The sequence below is a fragment of the Prevotella melaninogenica genome (assembly GCF_003609775.1).
GTDB classification, from domain to species: Bacteria; Bacteroidota; Bacteroidia; order Bacteroidales; family Bacteroidaceae; genus Prevotella; species Prevotella melaninogenica_A.
The window spans coordinates 196,603-215,039 of the sequence record NZ_AP018050.1 but is presented as its reverse complement, the minus strand read 5'-3'; the positions used below and the strand labels follow the sequence as shown (position 1 = coordinate 215,039).

Annotated in this window: 13 protein-coding genes; 4 read left to right on the top strand and 9 right to left on the bottom strand. The window is 44.5% G+C overall.

Annotated features, from left to right (window positions below):
- Positions 1–17 precede the first annotated feature (17 nt).
- From PMEL_RS07825 to PMEL_RS07785, 9 genes are all read right to left on the bottom strand, one after another.
- On the bottom strand, positions 18–929 hold the full coding sequence (locus tag PMEL_RS07825; protein ID WP_120174807.1) for a hypothetical protein: 912 nt from the start codon (positions 927–929) through the stop codon (positions 18–20).
- Positions 930–931: 2 nt separating this feature from the next.
- Positions 932–2,104 carry a fibronectin type III domain-containing protein gene (locus tag PMEL_RS07820; protein WP_172586774.1) on the bottom strand — a complete coding sequence of 391 codons (1,173 nt, stop codon included), beginning with the start codon at positions 2,102–2,104 and terminating at the stop codon, positions 932–934.
- An 18-nt stretch (positions 2,105–2,122) separates the two neighbouring features.
- Positions 2,123–3,316 carry a DUF4856 domain-containing protein gene (locus PMEL_RS07815; RefSeq protein ID WP_120174806.1) on the bottom strand — a complete coding sequence of 398 codons (1,194 nt, stop codon included), beginning with the start codon at positions 3,314–3,316 and terminating at the stop codon, positions 2,123–2,125.
- Positions 3,317–3,327: 11 nt separating this feature from the next.
- A complete protein-coding gene (locus tag PMEL_RS07810; RefSeq protein ID WP_120174805.1) occupies positions 3,328–3,954 on the bottom strand; it encodes a hypothetical protein in 627 nt (208 codons plus the stop codon).
- Between the two features lie 41 nt (positions 3,955–3,995).
- Positions 3,996–4,997: a DUF4302 domain-containing protein gene (locus PMEL_RS07805; protein ID WP_120174804.1), complete on the bottom strand. Its 1,002-nt coding sequence runs from the start codon at positions 4,995–4,997 to the stop codon at positions 3,996–3,998.
- A 37-nt stretch (positions 4,998–5,034) separates the two neighbouring features.
- Positions 5,035–5,994 (bottom strand): putative zinc-binding metallopeptidase, encoded by a 960-nt coding sequence (locus tag PMEL_RS07800; protein ID WP_120174803.1) that lies wholly within the window; start codon positions 5,992–5,994, stop codon positions 5,035–5,037.
- Positions 5,995–6,078: 84 nt separating this feature from the next.
- Positions 6,079–7,608, bottom strand: coding sequence for a RagB/SusD family nutrient uptake outer membrane protein (locus PMEL_RS07795; protein ID WP_120174802.1), 1,530 nt, complete (start codon positions 7,606–7,608; stop codon positions 6,079–6,081).
- 11 nt (positions 7,609–7,619) lie between these two features.
- Positions 7,620–10,997, bottom strand: a complete 3,378-nt coding sequence (locus PMEL_RS07790; RefSeq protein WP_120174801.1) for a SusC/RagA family TonB-linked outer membrane protein — start codon at positions 10,995–10,997, stop codon at positions 7,620–7,622.
- 57 nt (positions 10,998–11,054) lie between these two features.
- Complete coding sequence (locus PMEL_RS07785; RefSeq protein WP_120174800.1) at positions 11,055–13,310, bottom strand: TonB-dependent receptor family protein; 2,256 nt, start codon at positions 13,308–13,310, stop codon at positions 11,055–11,057.
- 1,511 nt (positions 13,311–14,821) lie between these two features.
- Here PMEL_RS07785 and PMEL_RS07780 point away from each other — a divergent pair.
- The 4 genes from PMEL_RS07780 (at position 14,822) to PMEL_RS07765 (ending at position 18,424) form a co-directional block, all read left to right on the top strand.
- The gene (locus PMEL_RS07780) at positions 14,822–15,064 is read left to right on the top strand and encodes a hypothetical protein (protein WP_145985357.1); all 243 of its coding nucleotides are present in this window, start codon (positions 14,822–14,824) and stop codon (positions 15,062–15,064) included.
- Positions 15,065–15,150: 86 nt separating this feature from the next.
- Positions 15,151–16,245 carry an FMN-binding protein gene (locus tag PMEL_RS07775; protein ID WP_120174798.1) on the top strand — a complete coding sequence of 365 codons (1,095 nt, stop codon included), beginning with the start codon at positions 15,151–15,153 and terminating at the stop codon, positions 16,243–16,245.
- Positions 16,246–16,250: 5 nt separating this feature from the next.
- The gene (locus tag PMEL_RS07770; RefSeq protein ID WP_120174797.1) at positions 16,251–16,886 is read left to right on the top strand and encodes a nitroreductase family protein; all 636 of its coding nucleotides are present in this window, start codon (positions 16,251–16,253) and stop codon (positions 16,884–16,886) included.
- Positions 16,887–16,927: 41 nt separating this feature from the next.
- On the top strand, positions 16,928–18,424 hold the full coding sequence (locus PMEL_RS07765) for an alpha/beta hydrolase (protein ID WP_120174796.1): 1,497 nt from the start codon (positions 16,928–16,930) through the stop codon (positions 18,422–18,424).
- Positions 18,425–18,437 lie beyond the last annotated feature (13 nt).

The following is an 18,437-nucleotide window of genomic DNA, read 5'->3' as shown; positions in this document are numbered from 1 at the left end:
TTTTACCTGAAAACTTCTTATTTCTTTTCGTAAGGAATCACAAACTTAAATCCTCTGCCACGCAGAACGACATCCTTCTCTCTTACTTCCTCAACATAAAGTTTATATTTACCTTCCTTAATCTTTGTGGAAGCAAACTCGTTTGGATAGAGCATAGAGAGAGAAACATCTACCTGCGTACCGACAACAGGATTGACCACGGCAGGTGTGATCTTCAATACCCTGCGCGAGGTGTAAGGACGTGCACCGTTACAGAGCCAGACACCGACACCGGGACGGCGCACTGCCATCACCGTGTTCATCTGCTCATAAAGACTGTGAGAAGTAGTACCGTAGATACCTACACGGTTGGCTGTTCCTTCGCAACGAACCACAACTTTAAGAGTCTTCTCGCGCTTATCCTGCGAGATAATCCTTATCTTTGCTTCACCTTCATAGTGGGCTTGCACTTCAAGGATATTTGTCTTCGCATTCCATTTCGCATCTATAATCTTATCAGGGTCATCTATCTTTAAGTCGACAACATCACCACCACCATTCAGACTGATAAACTTACTTTCGTCACGAGGATAAAGTCTGATTTCAGACTGACTGATACTGAGTTCTGGTACAACGACATTGATGTTTACCACCTTTTTGTAGTCACCAGAGATAATCGTAGCATAGGTGTTACCTTCGAGAATACCATTGATACGCAAGGTGTCTTTACTGATAGAGACACCAGCCACCTTTGAGTCGGCCACATTGGCCATATACTTACCGTTTCCGCCTTGCAGCAGAATCATACGGGTCGTAAGCTTATTCAATGTTACCTCCTTGAGATCATCGGTTCCTACCTGAATCTCCCTGTCATCTGACGCATCCTCCTTACAAGCCACAAAGCTAACTCCACAGCAGAGGAGTAATAAATAAAAAAGTATTTTTTTCATTGTTAGTCGACATTCAGTTTATATTCAATTTCCCACTTACGTTCTGGGGCTTCCTCTATTTCAATCTGTAGGATATGACGTCCTTTGCTTGGGAAAGTAAGAACACTTCCCTCTGGTGTAACGCTCACTCCATCAATCTTATAGGTGATGAGTGCATCAGGATTTGCCAGATCGTTATAATAAAGGCGTAATGTCTGTGGACAAGCTCCGTCTTCACGTATAGTATAGAGGTAAGGGATTCTACCCTCATAGTCAGCATTCTCACTCATTTGTATTGTACGCTCGCTGACTACCTGAGAAGGCTTTGAGGTCTCCTCGCCCTTGATAGTAGTCACGGTGAAACGATAAGAAGTGTTTGGTGTAAGCTTTTCGACAACGTAAGAAGTTCCTTCTGTCTTTGCTATCACCTTGTCGTTACAACGTATCTCATAAGTCACACCCGTTTCAGAGACAGCAGCCCATGACAGCTCTATCTCACGCTGTTGCACCTGTGCCTTGACAGCTGTTGGTGCGGTAAGGGTTGGTTCTTTCTGAGCTTCCTTAGTCTGCATGAAAGAGATGTCGTCAAAGAGGATATAACCACCATCGTTCGCCGAGGCATCGTATTCGATTTCAAAGCCAATACCAGCCTTGTCAACACCAGCAGGAGCAGTTAGCGTAATCGTTTTCTGCTGCCATTCGCTTGTGAAACGTGTGACCTTCTCGCTACTTAGACGATCCTTTCTCACGATCTTATTTCCCTTGTACCAGTCGACGATTGCAACAATATTTGGATTCTTCGCCTTACCCTTATACCAGTAAGAAAGCTTGTATTCGCCCTCTGCTTTGATATTGATACAGTTGATATTGAAGTCTTTGTCACGTGAGTAGAAGGAATGACCATTAGGGTAAACCTTTATGGCGAACTCTCCGCTATGTGCATCCTTCACCCTTGAGTAGCCCAGCTGATCACTGATATACCAGAAAAGTGGCTTCTGATAAGGATTGAAGGTTTCTACTTCCTCTTCCTCCTCTTCTTCCTCGTCGCCCTCATCATCATTATTGTTTACGGGAGGTGCTACAGGCTGTGCATACTCCTCAAAGCCACCATTGCGCAAGAGTTCCTTGTTCAGCTGTGCTCTACCTATAAGTGGCAGCAACAGCAGCGCTATAATGAAATAAAATTTATGTGTCATAACTTATATGCTATTTGTTTAATATGAACGTTTTACGTCATTAAGTGTTAAGCCGTATGCCTTGCCTATCTCTGCAGCGACGTGCTTGAGTGAACCTGTCGTAGCCTCATCTCTTAAGAGACGCTCCTTATCCCAAAGTCCGTTACCAGCAGTCAGTTCGTTGATATATGCCATCACTTGGTCATAACTCAAATGAGGTTTGCCCGATTCCTGCACCGTGAATTGTAAACCATAGACGGCACCACAGCCTTGTGAAAGGAAAACCAGCGCATTGTTGATATCCTCCTCCAGATTGCCCACCGTAATATCACTCACCAGCAGGTTCATTGCTCTTACAGCCGCCACCTTCGATAGTTCAGCCCTTATTACTTGCAGCTGCTGCAATACTTCCTCATAGCGATACTCTGTCAAAGCCAGTCTGCCACGAGCAAAAGCATTGTAGAGCTTGATACGGCTCTCACGCAATACAGGCAATCCGCCAGCCTGCACGTAAGGCAACCAATACTGATAATAGCCGTAGGCAAGGTCCCAGTGATGTTCTAACTCTGTATAATTGCGTCCCGGTAGTAGGGCAATACGCTCATGTTCTGTGCGCAGACGGGCATCCTTGTAAAGGCTATCGTTGAGGTGTACGTTTAGAACCTTGTCTAAGTAGATACCTCCCCAGACAATACCATTGAACATTTCAGCAACGATTAGTCCCTTTTCGTTGGCGAAGGCAATATTCACATCGCCGATGTGGATACCTACATAGCCACCTTCACCTTGTACAGCTCTATGATTTCTATAGGTTCCAGGACTTGGTTGTCCCATTCCGCTAAGCTTTCCAGTGGTCTCGAAGATATCTTCTACATCTTTCAGAATACGTGTTCTATCAGCCTTATGGAGCGATGAAGCTGCTAATTCTTCCCGTGGTTTCAAACCAAACTCACCATCATTATAGTATCCTTTGACACGTGCCATCGTACCTTCATACATGATGTTAGCCGGTCTGAGATAGCTACTGTAGATATAGTCGAGCGGGTCACGTAGTAAGCTACACTCGAGATAGTCTACACTGCTGCTTCCGTTGCGCTTAAACTGATAGGAAGGGTCAGGAATCTGTGGTTCTCGGTAAGCCGATTCTACTGTTTCTCCTTCCCACTGACTGCACGATGATAATGCCGAAACAAGTAGGAGCAGGAGGCTATAGATAAAAGTTTTCTGTTTCATTCTTTTGTATATTACGGGAGGATGATATAAGCACAGAAGGGTGCCTTAATCTTATCAATACCCTCTTGATTCTGATATTCGTGTACGGCTAAGGGCTTTACGATGGTGAAGCCGTCTTCTGACACAGCCGAGATGGTGGCGTGCACAGAAGAGTTCTGAGGACCGACACCGTTCACCCAGAGATACATCGGGAAGCCTGACTGCGCTGTGAAAGTCACGGTATGTTCCTTATTGTTTGTCAGCAGGAAGTCTGTTCCCTGTGCACGTTTGTCAGTTGCTATCGTACGTAATTTCTTATCCGTATCAACATAGCGGATGACATAGCGTGAATCCACTTTGCCTGCTGTGCCAGCCTCATCCGTACTGGTGTGTTCCTTGAATGAGCAGGTCAGCGTAACCTTATAGGTTCTAACGTTTTGTGTGATTTCAACGCCAGGGTAAACAAAGTCAGATACAGAGGCGTATGGGTCGCCCAGCTGTACAACTTGGTCTTCATACGATATCTTCGGCTTCTCTATTCCACCAAAGGGAAAGAGCTTATTATAATCTTCCTCTGGATAATCCTCGCTGCTTCGTGAACAACCCATGGCAAGCAGTGCGAGGAAGAGAACAGCATATTTACTTCGTATCATTTTCATTACTTTTACTTTCTTATTGGTTCGTTATGTCTTCAATGGTATTATTCCACTGGAGCATCGTAAATCTCTGCACGGATACCCGTGAATTCTCCTTCGGGATGGAGGTGCTTGCTGACAAGACGGCTACGACGTAGAAGTGGGTCATAAACCGAAACAAGTTCTGCTACAAAGCGGTCACCAACACGTTCAAAGTCGAAGAACATGGTCTTGCTATCGTAACGTAACCCAGCACGGAAGGTGAGTCCCTGTTCTGTACCAGAGTAGCCAGAGCCTAAACCAGTTATCTCCTTTGCAGGATAGTCTGGTATCGGGTTCTTCTTCTGGGTGAAGAGGAAGAGATAATACTTCTTTTCTTCTATTTCTCTCAGCAGTGCCTCGTTGGTCTCTACTTTGCGCTTAATATAGAGGTCACTACGGAAATAGGTGCGGCCACCTCGATGGATAAGCAACTGTGGATTAATCATCTGCTCAAAGAAAGTACGGTTCTCGTAGGCCTTCTGTACCGTCAGTAGTGTGTCCTCCGTGCTTTTTAGTTTCGTGAAGACAATATACTCACGGGCTGGCTGTAGATAGGAAGCTGTGCGGAATACCAGTTCTCCATCCTCATTCTTACCCACATAAAGGAAGTCGGAAGAGCCCGCAAAACGATCATTGACCAGCTGGTGCAGGTAGTTATAGGTAATGAAGCTCAACTGTGTATAGCTGTTTCGGCTGACAAGGTACTCACTTCTCTGTGCAGTTGCCACTGATTGAGCAGTGTAGTCAGCACGCATCTCTACCGTGTTATCAGTATTGAACTTCATCGTAAAGCAGTCACCACCATAACCATAACGGCCTCTGAATCCGCTGTGTGGTATCAGTTCTGAGGGATTAGAGAATAACAGTGAGTCTGTCTTTGGGAAATAGATTACCCTCCAACCGTGTGGTGCGTTTACAAGTTCATCTTTCAAGGATGCAATGCTTTCGCTGCTGCGTTGTGATGGTGACTTATCGAAGTCATCATCATTAGACGAGCAGGCTGCCAGTAGCAACAGAGGCAGCATTAAGTAGTATCGGAATATATTTCTGTAATTCATTTCTTTAATGCTGTTTTACGTAAGAGTATAGTCTGCGGACACAGATATCCTGCATTTGCTTGAGGTTGACCTGCCAAGACTTTTGTACATACTCATTGACAAAAGCCTGCTTCGCCATAAATTCCTTGTAAGCCTGTTCGGCCTCCTTGGCGTAACGCTGTGATACCTCTGGGTCAATGTCCGTATCAGGAGTCTGAGCAGTAAGGGCCGCGTCAGCCAGTTCCTTAGGCTTAGAGGTCAGCGTCGCACTGATGATTTCAGCAAAGTCATCTTCAGCCGAGAGGAAGGAGAGCATCGTATAGAAGCCACGTTTGTTGGCATAACCATCAAGTCCGAACTTCTCCTTTCCTGTACGGGCATAGCTCAGTGGGGCAGATATCAACTCCGTTGAACCTGTATAACGGTTGCCACTAATGCTGAGGAATTTGTCACGGTTATAGGGTATCAGCTGCATAAGACGCTTAGCCAACTGATGATGTACGCTGCGCATAAGGACATAGACTTTGTCGGAATCACTTGCCTCAAAGTTATTGACGTGGTAAAGACACATCTCTGCCGCTGTCAAGCGGTGGTTATAGAGTCGCTCTACACCGTTCTCATCAGGATTAGCTCCACCATAGAGATAGAGTCTGATGGGTGCACGTCCTCGCAGGAACCCCTTCCCGCCAACCTCGTCCAGTTCGTATGTTTCCAGTCCGAGTGTCTTCACGGCTTCAAGCACGGCACGCACCTTTTCTATCTTTGGCGGATAGATGAACGTACCCGTTGCACTTGCATTCTTCTCCCAGCGGTAGACCACCTCAATGCCGTATGGCTTTGTGATATTGTCGAGAATCCACTTGTCAAGCTCAGTGCTCTCTATTTGTTTCCTACCCTCATCAACCACGCTTCTGTCGTTCAGCTTTTCGTCGCCACATCCTACAAGGATGACTGCTGCGAGGAGGGCTATAAATATCTTCTTCATATTTGTTTGATTACTTTTCTTTGTCAGTTATAAGACAGTGTGACAACCTGTTATACTGACTGTTATGCTTTATATTCGTTCACCTTATCTGATAGGCTCATTACGCTCCCTTGGATTAGGCGCAAGACCACGCTGGATAGCCTCAGCTGGTATCTGTAGAACCTTGCGAGGGTCATCTTTCTCCAATGGGAAGTAGTATGAACTCTTTGAAGAACGTTTCACAGCCAGATGGAAACGGCGGATATCAAACCAGCGAAGTCCTTCCTGATAGAATTCCTTACGACGGAAGTCAAGAAAGAGCTTTACCATTGCCAGCTGCTTTAACGTCAAGCCATAGAACGGTGTGTAGATATTATAGTTGTTGCTGTTGGTTGATGTATAAACAGCACGTTCGATAGAAGGGAAGAAGCCAAACTTACCCTGCATATACTGCAGGTAGTCATCGATGGCACGATTATACTCCTTGAGCATTGCATACGCTTCCATACGATTCAACAGTACCTCGTCAACGGTGAAGAGCACATTGGTCACATAAAGACCACGAGGCTTTGAACCTATGCTCTCTACATTAGAAAGCTCATCAAACTTAGCCAGATAGCGACCTGTCGTTACTGGGGCAGGAGATGCGGTGAAGATATAAGTACCGATGAAGTTCATCTTTTCATAGTCACGTGCACCTTCGATTCCTGTTTGTGTAAAAACCTTGTCAACGGTTCCAATCGTCGGGCCATACTTCTCCGTAGGTAATGTGCGAGCCAGACGTGACTCGGTTGTTGTCATTAGCAGATTAGCAGGCTCATCAGTAGCATTATAACGACGGAAGAGGTTTTTATGGTTAAACTCATACTCGTTAGCATACTGTCGCCACGGACGAAGCTGCTGCTTAGGGTCACCGCCTAAAACATAATCAGCATAGGCAACCACCGACTTCCAGTCGCCCTTCATCAAGTAGAAACGGGAAGCAAAGGCATAGGCAGCCTTCTTGTTGAAATGGAACTTTGGATGCTTATAATACTTATCTGAAACAAGGGATATACCCAACTTCAAATCCTTCTCTATCTGTTCATAGACCTCACTGACAGTCCCACGCTCATAGTCGACAAGGGCATGCTTCTCAGGCTTTGTGATATAAGGAATACCCATATCGGTAGCCTTTCCACCATAAGGCTCTGCCCAGATGTTGACGAGCATAAAATGGAGATAGGCTCTCAGCAAGAAGGCCTCACCATATAAGGCCTTCACGCGGTCAGTCTTAGGATAGCGGCTGAGCAGTTCGAGTGCCTTATTTGCCTGCGCAATACCTTTATAGCAGGCATTCCAGTAGTTCAGTGGTGTGTCAAGGTCTTCCTGATCATAATCCTCCCAGAAGAACATTGACTCATTCAGTTGTGAGTGAATACCGTTTGCACGTTCCTCCACGTTGTCTGTGCGTGGCTCGAGAAAGGGGATATAGCTTGCTTCGGGATAAGCACCCGTAAGGAGTTCGGCAATCTTCTCCTCAGTATCAATCTCTACATCGAGTTCCGAGTCGGGACTCTTATCGAGGTAGTTATTACAGCTGCTGAAAAGGAAGGCAGCCGCTGCAAACAGTAGTAAATATATCTTTGTACTCATATTCTATTTTGTTAGAAACCAACGTTCAACGTTACTGTATACTGTTTTGGTGTAGGCATTGACACACCACCTGACTTATAATACTCTGGGTCCTGTCCTTTAAGTTTCTTGTCTGAGTATATCAGGAAAGGATTTGTCATATTCAGGTTCAGGTTCATTGAGTGGAGGCGTATCTTCTTAAGGAAACTTTCTGGAACGGTATACACCAAAGAGATATTCTTCATGCGTACGAAACTACCGTCAGCTACGCGTTGCTGCGAATAGTCGTATGTATTGTAGGCACGCTCGATATTCTCCTTACCCACAGCCGCAATAAGTTCCTGAGAAGGGAGTACAGGGACATCGGTCTTGTACTCGTCACCAGGATTGAGCCAGCGGTTATAATAAGACTTAGAGAAGATATTTAAGTCAGCAAACTCTGGGTCGAAGGTAGGGTTTAGACGAATCTTGTTACCTGCCTGCACTGTGAGGAAGAAAGATAGCTCCCAATTCTTGTACTTCAGTGTATTGGACAAACCACCTATGACACGTGGCTCGATAGGGCCGTGATAGATAAGATAGGACTTAGCATACTGTGCATCAAGGAAGTCGGCACCAGCAATCTTTGAGAGTTCGCTCTGATTGCTTGGATAGCGTCCAAAGTCGAATGTTGGAAGTCCCTGATTGTTTAGTCCTTGGAAGTTGAAAGAGAAGAGCGAGCCACGAGGATAGTCCACGATGTTGCCTCTACCTCTTCCTGCTACCATATCAAAAGCATTCGGACTGTTGAGAAGACGTGTAATCTTCTGATCCATTGCACTCACCGTGAGACTGGTTGACCATTTGAAGTCCTCTGTGACAATGTTCTTTGTATGAATACCCAACTCTATACCTCTTGTACGCATATCACCGAAGTTAGCATACTTATAATACTGACCGCCAACACCAGATGTACGGACAAGGTCGATGAGGTCGAAGGTATTACGCTGATAGATATCCAGCGTAGTACTGATACGATTGTCGAAGAGCCCTAACTCAGCACCAATATTCAACTCGTACATCTTTTCCCACGTAAGGTCACGATTCTCAAGATGCAGGATATTGAATTTGCTCTCTCTGTCGTCTAAGGAATGACGGTTCACAATACCGCTCTTATAGATAGCATTGGCATTGATAGCCTCTTCGTTCATCTTCGCTGTAAGACCATAGCTGACACGCAGGGCAAGACGGGAGATGGTCTTGTTCTCCTTCAGGAAGTCTTCCTGATCTATGTTCCACTTTCCTCCGACATTCCAAGTAGGTAGCCACAGGGCACGTGCACCCTTGCCAGAGGTGTTAGAACCTTCGACATTAAGAACGGTATTGAACACATACTTACCAGCATAGCCGTATGTACCATTGAAAGAGAAGGTGATACCACGGTCAGTGCGCTTATGCAGATTGAAATAATCGCTACCCTCATTAATCAGCTTATTGAATATCAAGGGGTCTGTATAAACCTGATTACCACGGTCATACTGTATTCCATAGCCTTGGAAAGGATTGGTTGTGCGAACTGCCGAACGGAACTCTGAGAAAGCGAAGGCTTTTAGGTCGTGCTCACTGATACGCTTGTCGAAGTCGAAGGCAAGACGGGCAAGGAAGCTCTTGAGTGTAGCCTCTGTCTTGTTGTAGATACCGCCGTTGGGCAGTCCTACTTTCGGCTGCAGCTGTGGATTGTCTTTGTCGTGTACCAGATAGATATTCTGCTGGGCAACAAAGGGATTCTCATTGGCTCTGAAAGCTTGTACAAGGTTAGAACCCTCGTGTATCTCGTGATTCGTACTGGTGTGTGCGTGTCGAGTTGAGAGTAAGGTCTTGATGGCAAAATTGTTGTTGAGCCTATACGTAGCCTCACCTTGTATCTTGAAATCGAGCACGTCAATATTCATCTTATTATTGGCGTATTCATTGAAGATATTGAATGGTGCCCAGTTGTTGCGGTAGTAAGAAAGACTTCCATCCTCATTATAAGGGCTGAGGGTACGGCTTGTACCGAGAGAATATGAGAATGGATTGATATCAAAGTCGCGTTCAAAAACACCTATGGTACTATTTTTGCGCTGTGGCATTGTTCCTGGTGCCTTCTGCGAACGGATGTTACCTTGTACGCTAAGGGTTGTTGTCAGCTTATCGTTGATATAGAAGGTGTTTTTCAGATTGGCCGTAAGACGGCTCACCTTATCGGCAATGGTCCACCCAGCATCATGGTAGTAACCGATAGATGCATAGGTTGCGGAGTTCTTGCCACCGCCAGAGAGTGTAATGGCGTGGTTGGTGACTGGGTTCAGCGTGAATAGGAGGTTGAACCAATCGGTATTAGCATACTCACGCTGGCGAAGGAAGTCGAGTCTTGCCTCTGGAGTATTCGGTAGATAGTATTCGCCAGTAGCTGGATTGATAGTGCTCACTGCCTTATACAGCTGATAGAAGATACCGCTGCGACGGCCATAAAGCGAATTGCTGATACCGAAATAGCCCTTGTCGTTCATTTCCTGATAGAGCGACATTGTTTCCTGCGAGTTGAGTAGGTCAAAACTGCTGTAGCGAGGTCTCATTCGGATGGTATTCTCTGTGGAATAGGTTACGCGCATCGGACTGTCCCTGCGGCCAGTCTTCGTAGTGATGACAATCACACCATTCAGTGCACGGGCACCGTAGACAGATGTGGCTGAAGCATCCTTCAGCACCTGAATATCTTGGATATCTGCTGGATTAAGACCTGATACAGCCGAACTAATGAGTGTGACAGCATCACCAGAAGCCAACTGGTCAAGACTGAGGTGTACAAGGTCTTCATACACCGCACCATCAATAACCCACAGCGGTTGTACGTTACCGATGATAGATGCACCACCACGGATGTTGATACGAGGTGCAGAACCGAACGTTCCAGAGATATTTTGAACCGATAAGCCCGGCACGCGGCCTTCGAGCATACGCGAAACATCTGCGATACCCTCAAGTTTGATGTCATCCATCTTTACTGAGGTTGCCGCACCAGTATAGACACGGTTACGGATATTCTGATAACCTGTCACAACGACCTCGTCAATCTGACGACTGTCGCTTTTTAGTATGATATTTAGAGTGTGACCGTTTGTAACTTTTACGCTCTTGCTGACCATTCCGACATAGCTTGCCTGTATTGTTTGGCCAGCTAAAGCCTTGATGGTGAAGTTGCCATCTACGTCCGTAACGGCTTTCGCCTTCGTCTCCAACACCTGTATGTAAGCACCGATGAGGGCTTCTCCCTGTTCGTCCTTCACCATTCCCGAAACCATGCCTGCTGTCTGTGCAGCAGCGGTAAGGACAGTGAAGAGGAAGAAGACAACTGTTAGTATTCTATTTAATTTTATAAGTCTGTACATTACTGTTTTATAATGATGATTCTGTTTTATTCTATCTATTATGGTTTGCCTGCTGCCTTACAGTTTCAATTGCAGACCGCCATAGATACCAAAAGGATGACCGGCACGCAGTCCTGATGGATGACGTGAAACGAGATATTTCTTGTTAGTCAGGTTGATGGCATTTAGCGTCAGTGTTAACTTCTTACTTACGTGCCCCTTCACTGTAGCATCTAAGATGAGGTGTGCTGGAATCTTCTCACGCTCTGCTATACGTCCGTGTCCTGGTGCGGTACGCATATCGCTATTGTAGCGTACACCGAAGTTGGCTTCTACTAACTTATGCTCCAGACCTATCTGTGCATTGAAGGCGTGCTTATATATATAAGGTATCTCGTCGCCATAGACTACCGAACCCCAAGCTGAACTAACAAAGTCGTTCTTCATCTTGGTATTTGTGTAGGTGTAGGAGAGTTGGATAGGCAACTGGAATCCCAGATGGCGTGGCAGTGGGTGATAGGTACACAGAAGTTCCAGACCATTTACCATTGCCTTGCCCACATTGAACTGTTCAAGTGTACCCTGACCGCCCTGTGCAGCAAGGTCACTACCTAACATATTTGAATAGTTGTTGACAAAGGCTATTGCCTCACAACGCAGTTTCTTCGTAGTAAAGCGTAGTCCCGACTCGATGTTCACACTGCTCTCTGCTTTCTGGTCAAGCGTTGCACTTGGTGGTGCAAAACCTTTATGGATACCACCGATGAACGAGAGCTCAGGTAGTAGCTTGATATTGAAGCCCGCACCTGGAAGGAGCGCGCGTGCATGGTTAGGTGTCTCGATGCGCACCATACCTGTGCGGCGGAGGTCTGATGTGGTGTAATTGCGGTTCAGCAGTTCTACGTCTTCATAGCGCATACCTACATTAAAGGTGACAATACCCTTCGACCATTTTCCCATCCAGTAGCCCGAGAAGGCGTGTGCCGTAGTGATACGGTTCGATTGGCTGCCAGGCAGACCAGCAAGGAAGAGACTCATTCTGCCATCCTGCATAGCATAGGCGTCGTCATGCTGGAAACGGTCTTCGCTGTCGGCATGATAGCGCAGTCCCATCTCGGCTGTCAAGTAGCCACCCCACAGCATTGTGCGATATTCAGCCTTCGACTGTATACCGCGCGAATGGTACACACGGTTGTTGGCACGCAACATCAGTGCTTCACCGGCATAGTTCTTCTTACCTGTAACGATGTCGAAGTAGTCCTGATTAGTTTCAGGGTCAGCTAATACATCAGATATAGAACGACGCTCAGCCTTAGTAATACCAGCTCGAACCTCATTGAGTTTATACCAGTTACGGAAGAAATAGTTATAATATAGATTGGTTGTTATCTTCAATTTATTACCCGATTCAATCAGATAGGTTGCTACCCATTGTGTGTGACGGGTTTTAAGGTTGTCTTTCTGTGCACCAGCATAACGGAAGTAAGGGTGATGTGCGAAATCGCTTTCTGATAGTCCCAGATAGGTTTCGTCTGAAGTCTCATTGGCAAAGCCGAACTTTAGTTCGAGCAGGTGGTTTATACCTTCATCTTTATTCGTACGTACCAAGAATTTTGCAATAAGGTCGTTACGCTTGAAGCCTGTACGCTCATTTGGCTCGTCTTTGCGGAATCCGTCAGACTGATATCGAAGATACTCTACAAGGAATCCTGTATGCTTGAAGCCGTTTCCAATACTTACATACGACTTCAGTGTGTTATAGCTGCCGTAGGAGGTGTTCAAGCGGGCTGTAAACTTCGAAGGTACTGGCGTAGACACCATGTTAATGGCACCACCCGTGGTAAACGGACCGTACTGCACCTGACTACTTCCCTTTAATACCTCGATGGCATACATACGTCCAGCATTTGGGAAATAGTAAGCGGCAGGAGCTGAGTAAGGTGCAGGTGCAGCTAACACACCATCCTCCATTAGTGAGATGCGCTCGCTTCGCTCAGCCTTTGTACCACGCAAACTGATATTTGGTCGTAGACCGTAACCGTCTTCTTCATACACGTTCACACCGGGAACGCTCTTGAGCATACGGTTGATATCCGTATAGCCGAATTTCAGAATCTCTGCTGGAGAAATATAATAAGCTGAACCGGTACGGTTGCTGGCTTCAAACTTACTACCCAACATCTGATTTGAACTTACTACTACCTCCGTCAGTTTATGAACCGAATCTGTCAGTATGCTCTTTGGTCTGGACAGGCTGTCTTGTGAGTTCTGGGCATACCCACTGGCTGTTGTCAGTGCGAGGAGCAGAGGCAGCATCTTCATTCTATAATGCATAGTGATATTTTTGCCTTACAATGCTTTTTTTATCCCTTGATATTTCTACATATCTCAACAGGTTTGTATATGTTGCTAAGCACGTAAGTCTACTTATTGTTTATAAATATTAATATTGTTTTTAAAATGGAGTGCAAAGTTAATAAAACTTATTCTCCACAACAATACTCATTTATGGGTATTTTGATGATTGAAAAGTGCATAAAGAGGGATTTTTTGCCCTTCTCCCTCATAGAAAATGATGAGTTTTTGCCTTTTTTGATTCATAAAACTTAAAGCTTACTTTTGGTTTATCACTACGATGGACAGTCACTGCAAGCGTTTTCTTATCTGCGTCTTGTCTGTCTTTATAACTTGACGTAGCCCGCTACGCCTGCGTTACAAAGCCAAACACTCTACTCGATAATAAAACAAAAATATGTTTAATCTTTAATGATTGGTTTGTGTTAAATTTATCTATACCTTTATATCCAGAAAATAATAAATCGGATATGGAAATAAAGGGGGTTCTTCCGTTAAATGCGTAGATACTTTCCGTATAGCTTTTACGAAAAAGAGCTAAAGGTTTTCATTGAACAAAAAGAGGGCTAAGACTGTCTTGGTCGTCTGCTATATTTATCTTCCTATACAGAAAACCTTTTCTTTTGACACATCGAAGATTTTGCAGATAAGATGCTGAAAAATCATTACATAAACTTGTCTGTAATACTTAAAATAAAGCAGTAAAATACGTATAAAAGGCAAGTTTGCAACCATCAGCAAATCAGTTTGTTATGAAGTCTATAAGAAAAAGGTGCCCAATTGGACTTCAAAAGGGCGTTAGTTAGACTTCAAAAGGGCATCTATTGCAACTCAATTAGGCGTCTTTTCAAAGCCAAAAGAGCATATATCGGTTATGAGTAATACGAAAATAGTTTACAACCATTGGTTTCTATGGAAATAAGTTGTTTGTAGAAGACAGAGAGATATGGTAATGATAGGTATAGTATGTGTTTGTCTTTCCTACATTCTATCTTATAGCTTGTCCCCTTTGTAAGACCATTGATTCTGGAAAGTCATAGCGTGTAAGCAATAAGTCTTTATTCTGTTTCCAATCTATCCATTTAACGAAAGAGCCAATAAAGGTATAGATTTCAATCAGGATATCGGTGTAAATAATTAGGCAGATATGTTTTTCTTATGTCACGTTCTTATGTCACGTGGACAAGAATATGCTTTGTGAAAATATGGTGATAGAGTATACGTTGGTCTATATGGTAAGTGGAGAGATGGACGTTTCCCAGCCTGATGGAAGGATGATACATTAATAAGATAGAGTATGATTTTCCTTCTTCGCAGCTGTTAGTAGGATAAAAAGATGAGGGATGAGATTAAACCTTCGTTATTAGTATTCGTCATATACATGGTTTTGGTAGAAACCAGGGCATTCAATCTCAGCCGAAGTAACTCCATTTTTGTCCATACACGTGTGTATGAATATGTGATAGTAGTAATATTTAGGAGTCAAAACAATGAAGAAAATTTTATTATTTGTTATGGGACTTGTAATGAATATGGTTCCTGTTATGGCAGAAGGTGCAACTTATTCTATGGAATATGAAAAGTTAATTCATCAGTCGGCAGTTGTCTATCAGCCAACAACTAAAACAACTAAAACCGGTATCGGTGTTGTTGTAATGTACTCTGATGAGGATTATATGGGCTTTCTGCCCAATCCAGAGTTGGCAAAGCGTGGTTATATCGTTATGTTGTAGGTGCATGGAAGAAATAAAACCTCTTTCATATCAGACGTTAAAGCTGATGTGGAAGGTATATGAAGGAAAGATTATAAGACAATAATATGAGTAATTATTCAGGAAAACTACAGCAGTTGCTATCTTTGCTGACTTGTGTTCTGCTGGTTATAGCAGTCAGTATTCGTAGAGATGGAAAGGTTGTAGGACGTGAATTGAAACAGCAACAAACGGATTCAGCAAAGACAGAGACAATGGTTGTCCTTGAAGATGGTTCGGTTAGGTTGAATACTACTGAACTTGGTAAGGATATCATAGGCTACGGAGGAACCGTTCCCTTAGAGATTACCTTGGAAAATGGTAAGATAAAGAGTGTCAAGGCACTTGAAAATTCAGAGACACCCGACTTCTTTAAGGAGGCTTCAGCACTTCTGACCAAATGGAACGGACATACCGTAGAAGAGGCTCAGAAGCTAAAAGTGGATGCCGTTTCAGGTGCTACATTCTCGTCAAAGGCTATCATCGGCAACGTACAGCGTGGACTTCAGTATGCCGCAAAGAATCCTGTACAGGATTCAATATGGGCGAAGATGGACTTCTCAAGCAAGGCTATAGCAGGACTAATAGTAGTACTTTTGGCTGCCATCGTACCGCTCTTTGTCAAGGATAGACGATACAGGATAAGCCAACAGATTCTCAATGTGATAGTATTGGGCTTTTGGTGTGGCTCGTTCCTGAACTATACATCAATCGTTAGTTATATGTCAAATGGTATGAATGTGTTGACACTGATAGTACCCGTTATTATGCTTATTACCGCATTTGTGTACCCCCTCTTTGGCAAGAAGTCATATTATTGTACGCATATATGTCCATTTGGTTCGCTGCAAGAGCTTGCTGGGAAATGTGTAGGCTACAAAATCAAAATGAAACCAAAGACGGCTAAACGTTTAGATCTGTTCCGACAGCTGCTGTGGGCAGTTCTTATGCTATGTCTGTGGACAGGTGTATGGTTCGATTGGATTGACTATGAGCCATTCTCTGCTTTTGTTTTCCAGTCTGCCTCGTGGGTAGTTATCGTTATTGCTGTCGTCTTTGTGGTACTCTCTACGGTGATTATTCGACCTTACTGTCGCTTTGTTTGCCCAACAGGATCGCTCTTTAAATATAGCCAACAGTCAACTTTAAAAAACAAGAAATAACCGATATGAAGATTTCAATGATTATCAATGCAGTGCTTGCCATTGCACTTGTATTCCTTAGTTATAAACTTGCTGTAACTGGGAATGACAAAGGTAAGGAACAAGATAGCTCCGAAGTAGTACTCCATACGATTCTCAAGCGCACATCTATCCGCTCTTATGAGAATAAAACTGTTGAAAAGGAGAAGATAGAAAAACTGCTTCGTGCAGGAATGGCTGCCCCAACAGCAATGAACAAACAGCCTTGGCATTTTGTAGTTATTACGGATAAAAGTCAGTTAAAAGAACTTTCTGAGGCTAATCCCTATGCTGCTATGGCAGCAAAGGCTCCACTGGCTATCGTTGTTTGTGGTGATATGAAAAAGGCGGCTGAAGGTAATGCACGTGAGTTCTGGATTCAGGATTGCTCTGCAGCTTCGGAGAATATTCTCTTAGCTGCTACAGGAATGGGACTTGGAGCCGTGTGGACAGGCATCTACCCTTCCAAAGAACGTTGTACTGACGTGGCTAAGGTACTCGGACTCCCAGAGTCGTTAATTCCACTAAACACGATTGTCATTGGTTATCCTGATGCTGATGTGAGTCCGAAGGATAAATGGAATACGGAAAACATTTCATACAACACCTATGGTGAGGAGTAATAAGCGTAAGATATAAAAGCAATTTCAATAAAACAATAAATATGAAGAAACTAATGATTGCATCCTTAGGAATGATGCTCGCAATGAATATGAATGCTGCTAAGAAACCAAAGACAAGTGCTCTGCAGTTTAATCCTGAGAGTGGAGTGAAGGCATCATTGACAATGCCTGATGGCAAAGTAGTAAACTACACTGCTTATAATAAACTTTATTTTGTTACCAATGTAGAAGATTCTACCTATCAGTATATGAATATCTTTGTGCCAGAAGGGGCTAACGAGCAGACACCTATCTTCCTTCGTACTTACGTAGGAGGCTATATGGCAAGTCAGGCAGGTGACCCACAAGCAGAGGATGCCAGTGGACGCGCTTTGGCTGAGGGCTATGTTCTCGTTATTCCCGGTAGCCGTGGCCGTACTTCTACCGTAAAGAAAGGAAAGAAGACGGTTTATACTGGTCGTGCTCCGAAAGCCCTGCTTGACTTAAAAGCGGCTATCCGTTACCTGCGTCACTTTGATAACCTGATACCGGGTAATACGGAGAAGATTATTACTGACGGTACCAGTGCAGGTGGAGCGATGTCGAGTTTGATGGGTGCAACAGGCAATAACCCAGCCTATGAGCCCCTGCTCAAGGCTATGGGTGCAGCCGACGGACGTGATGATATCTTTGCGAGTGTATGCTATTGCCCGATTACCGACCTCGATCATGCGGATATGGCATACGAATGGTTGTATGGCAATACTGATAGTCGCAAGAGCCTCGCTGCAAGTAAGCAGACATTGATAAAGGAATTGGCAGCACAGTTCCCATCTTATATCAACTCACTTGGCTTGAAAAAGCCTGATGGTACACTGCTAAATGCCGACAATTATCTTGACTATATCAAGCAGATTATTATCCGTAGTGCTCAGGATGCTAAAGATGCAGGTGCAGTCATCCCTGATTCTATCGGTTTTACATTCAGCAGTGAGGCAGCTATTCAGGCTCCTATCAATGGCGGTGTAGGTATGGCACGACCTGCAGGAATGGGTGGCGGTATGCCTCCGATGATGATGGGTGGCGGAAAAAAGGTTGGTGAATATATCACAGACCTTGATATGAACAAGTATCTTAACTACGTAGTAAGTACGCAACCCCTCAAGGGTGTACCATCTTTTGACAGCTACAACGTGGACGGAGCAGCTGCAAGTGGTGAGAACGGTGAGTTTGGAAACGAGCAAGGTTCTGATGTTAACTTTACGGCATGGGCTGCTGCAAAGACGGGTAGCACATTGTCTGACGAGATAAAAGACAATGTCCGCCTGCTGAATCCTATGTATTTCATCGGTGATACAGCTACCTCTGTTGCTCCTCACTGGTATATCCGACATGGTGCTCGCGACCGTGATACTGCTTTCCCTATTGCCATCAATTTGGCTACAAAGCTACAGAATGCGGGTAAGGATGTTAACTTCAAGCTACCTTGGAACCGTCCTCACAGTGGCGACTATGCCCTGAAAGAACTCTTCAGCTGGATAGCTAAGATTGTAAAATAAAGCAGTGAGCGAT

Coding starts and splice junctions, on each gene's coding strand:
- PMEL_RS07795 (WP_120174802.1), bottom strand. CDS start 7,608: ATGAGTACAAAGATATATTTACTACTGTTTGCAGCGGCTGCCTTCCTT.
- PMEL_RS07770 (WP_120174797.1), top strand. CDS start 16,251: ATGAAGATTTCAATGATTATCAATGCAGTGCTTGCCATTGCACTTGTA.
- PMEL_RS07765 (WP_120174796.1), top strand. CDS start 16,928: ATGAAGAAACTAATGATTGCATCCTTAGGAATGATGCTCGCAATGAAT.
- PMEL_RS07810 (WP_120174805.1), bottom strand. CDS start 3,954: ATGAAAATGATACGAAGTAAATATGCTGTTCTCTTCCTCGCACTGCTT.
- PMEL_RS07790 (WP_120174801.1), bottom strand. CDS start 10,997: ATGTACAGACTTATAAAATTAAATAGAATACTAACAGTTGTCTTCTTC.
- PMEL_RS07820 (WP_172586774.1), bottom strand. CDS start 2,104: ATGACACATAAATTTTATTTCATTATAGCGCTGCTGTTGCTGCCACTT.
- PMEL_RS07825 (WP_120174807.1), bottom strand. CDS start 929: ATGAAAAAAATACTTTTTTATTTATTACTCCTCTGCTGTGGAGTTAGC.
- PMEL_RS07805 (WP_120174804.1), bottom strand. CDS start 4,997: ATGCTGCCTCTGTTGCTACTGGCAGCCTGCTCGTCTAATGATGATGAC.
- PMEL_RS07815 (WP_120174806.1), bottom strand. CDS start 3,316: ATGAAACAGAAAACTTTTATCTATAGCCTCCTGCTCCTACTTGTTTCG.
- PMEL_RS07780 (WP_145985357.1), top strand. CDS start 14,822: ATGAAGAAAATTTTATTATTTGTTATGGGACTTGTAATGAATATGGTT.
- PMEL_RS07785 (WP_120174800.1), bottom strand. CDS start 13,310: ATGCATTATAGAATGAAGATGCTGCCTCTGCTCCTCGCACTGACAACA.
- PMEL_RS07775 (WP_120174798.1), top strand. CDS start 15,151: ATGAGTAATTATTCAGGAAAACTACAGCAGTTGCTATCTTTGCTGACT.
- PMEL_RS07800 (WP_120174803.1), bottom strand. CDS start 5,994: ATGAAGAAGATATTTATAGCCCTCCTCGCAGCAGTCATCCTTGTAGGA.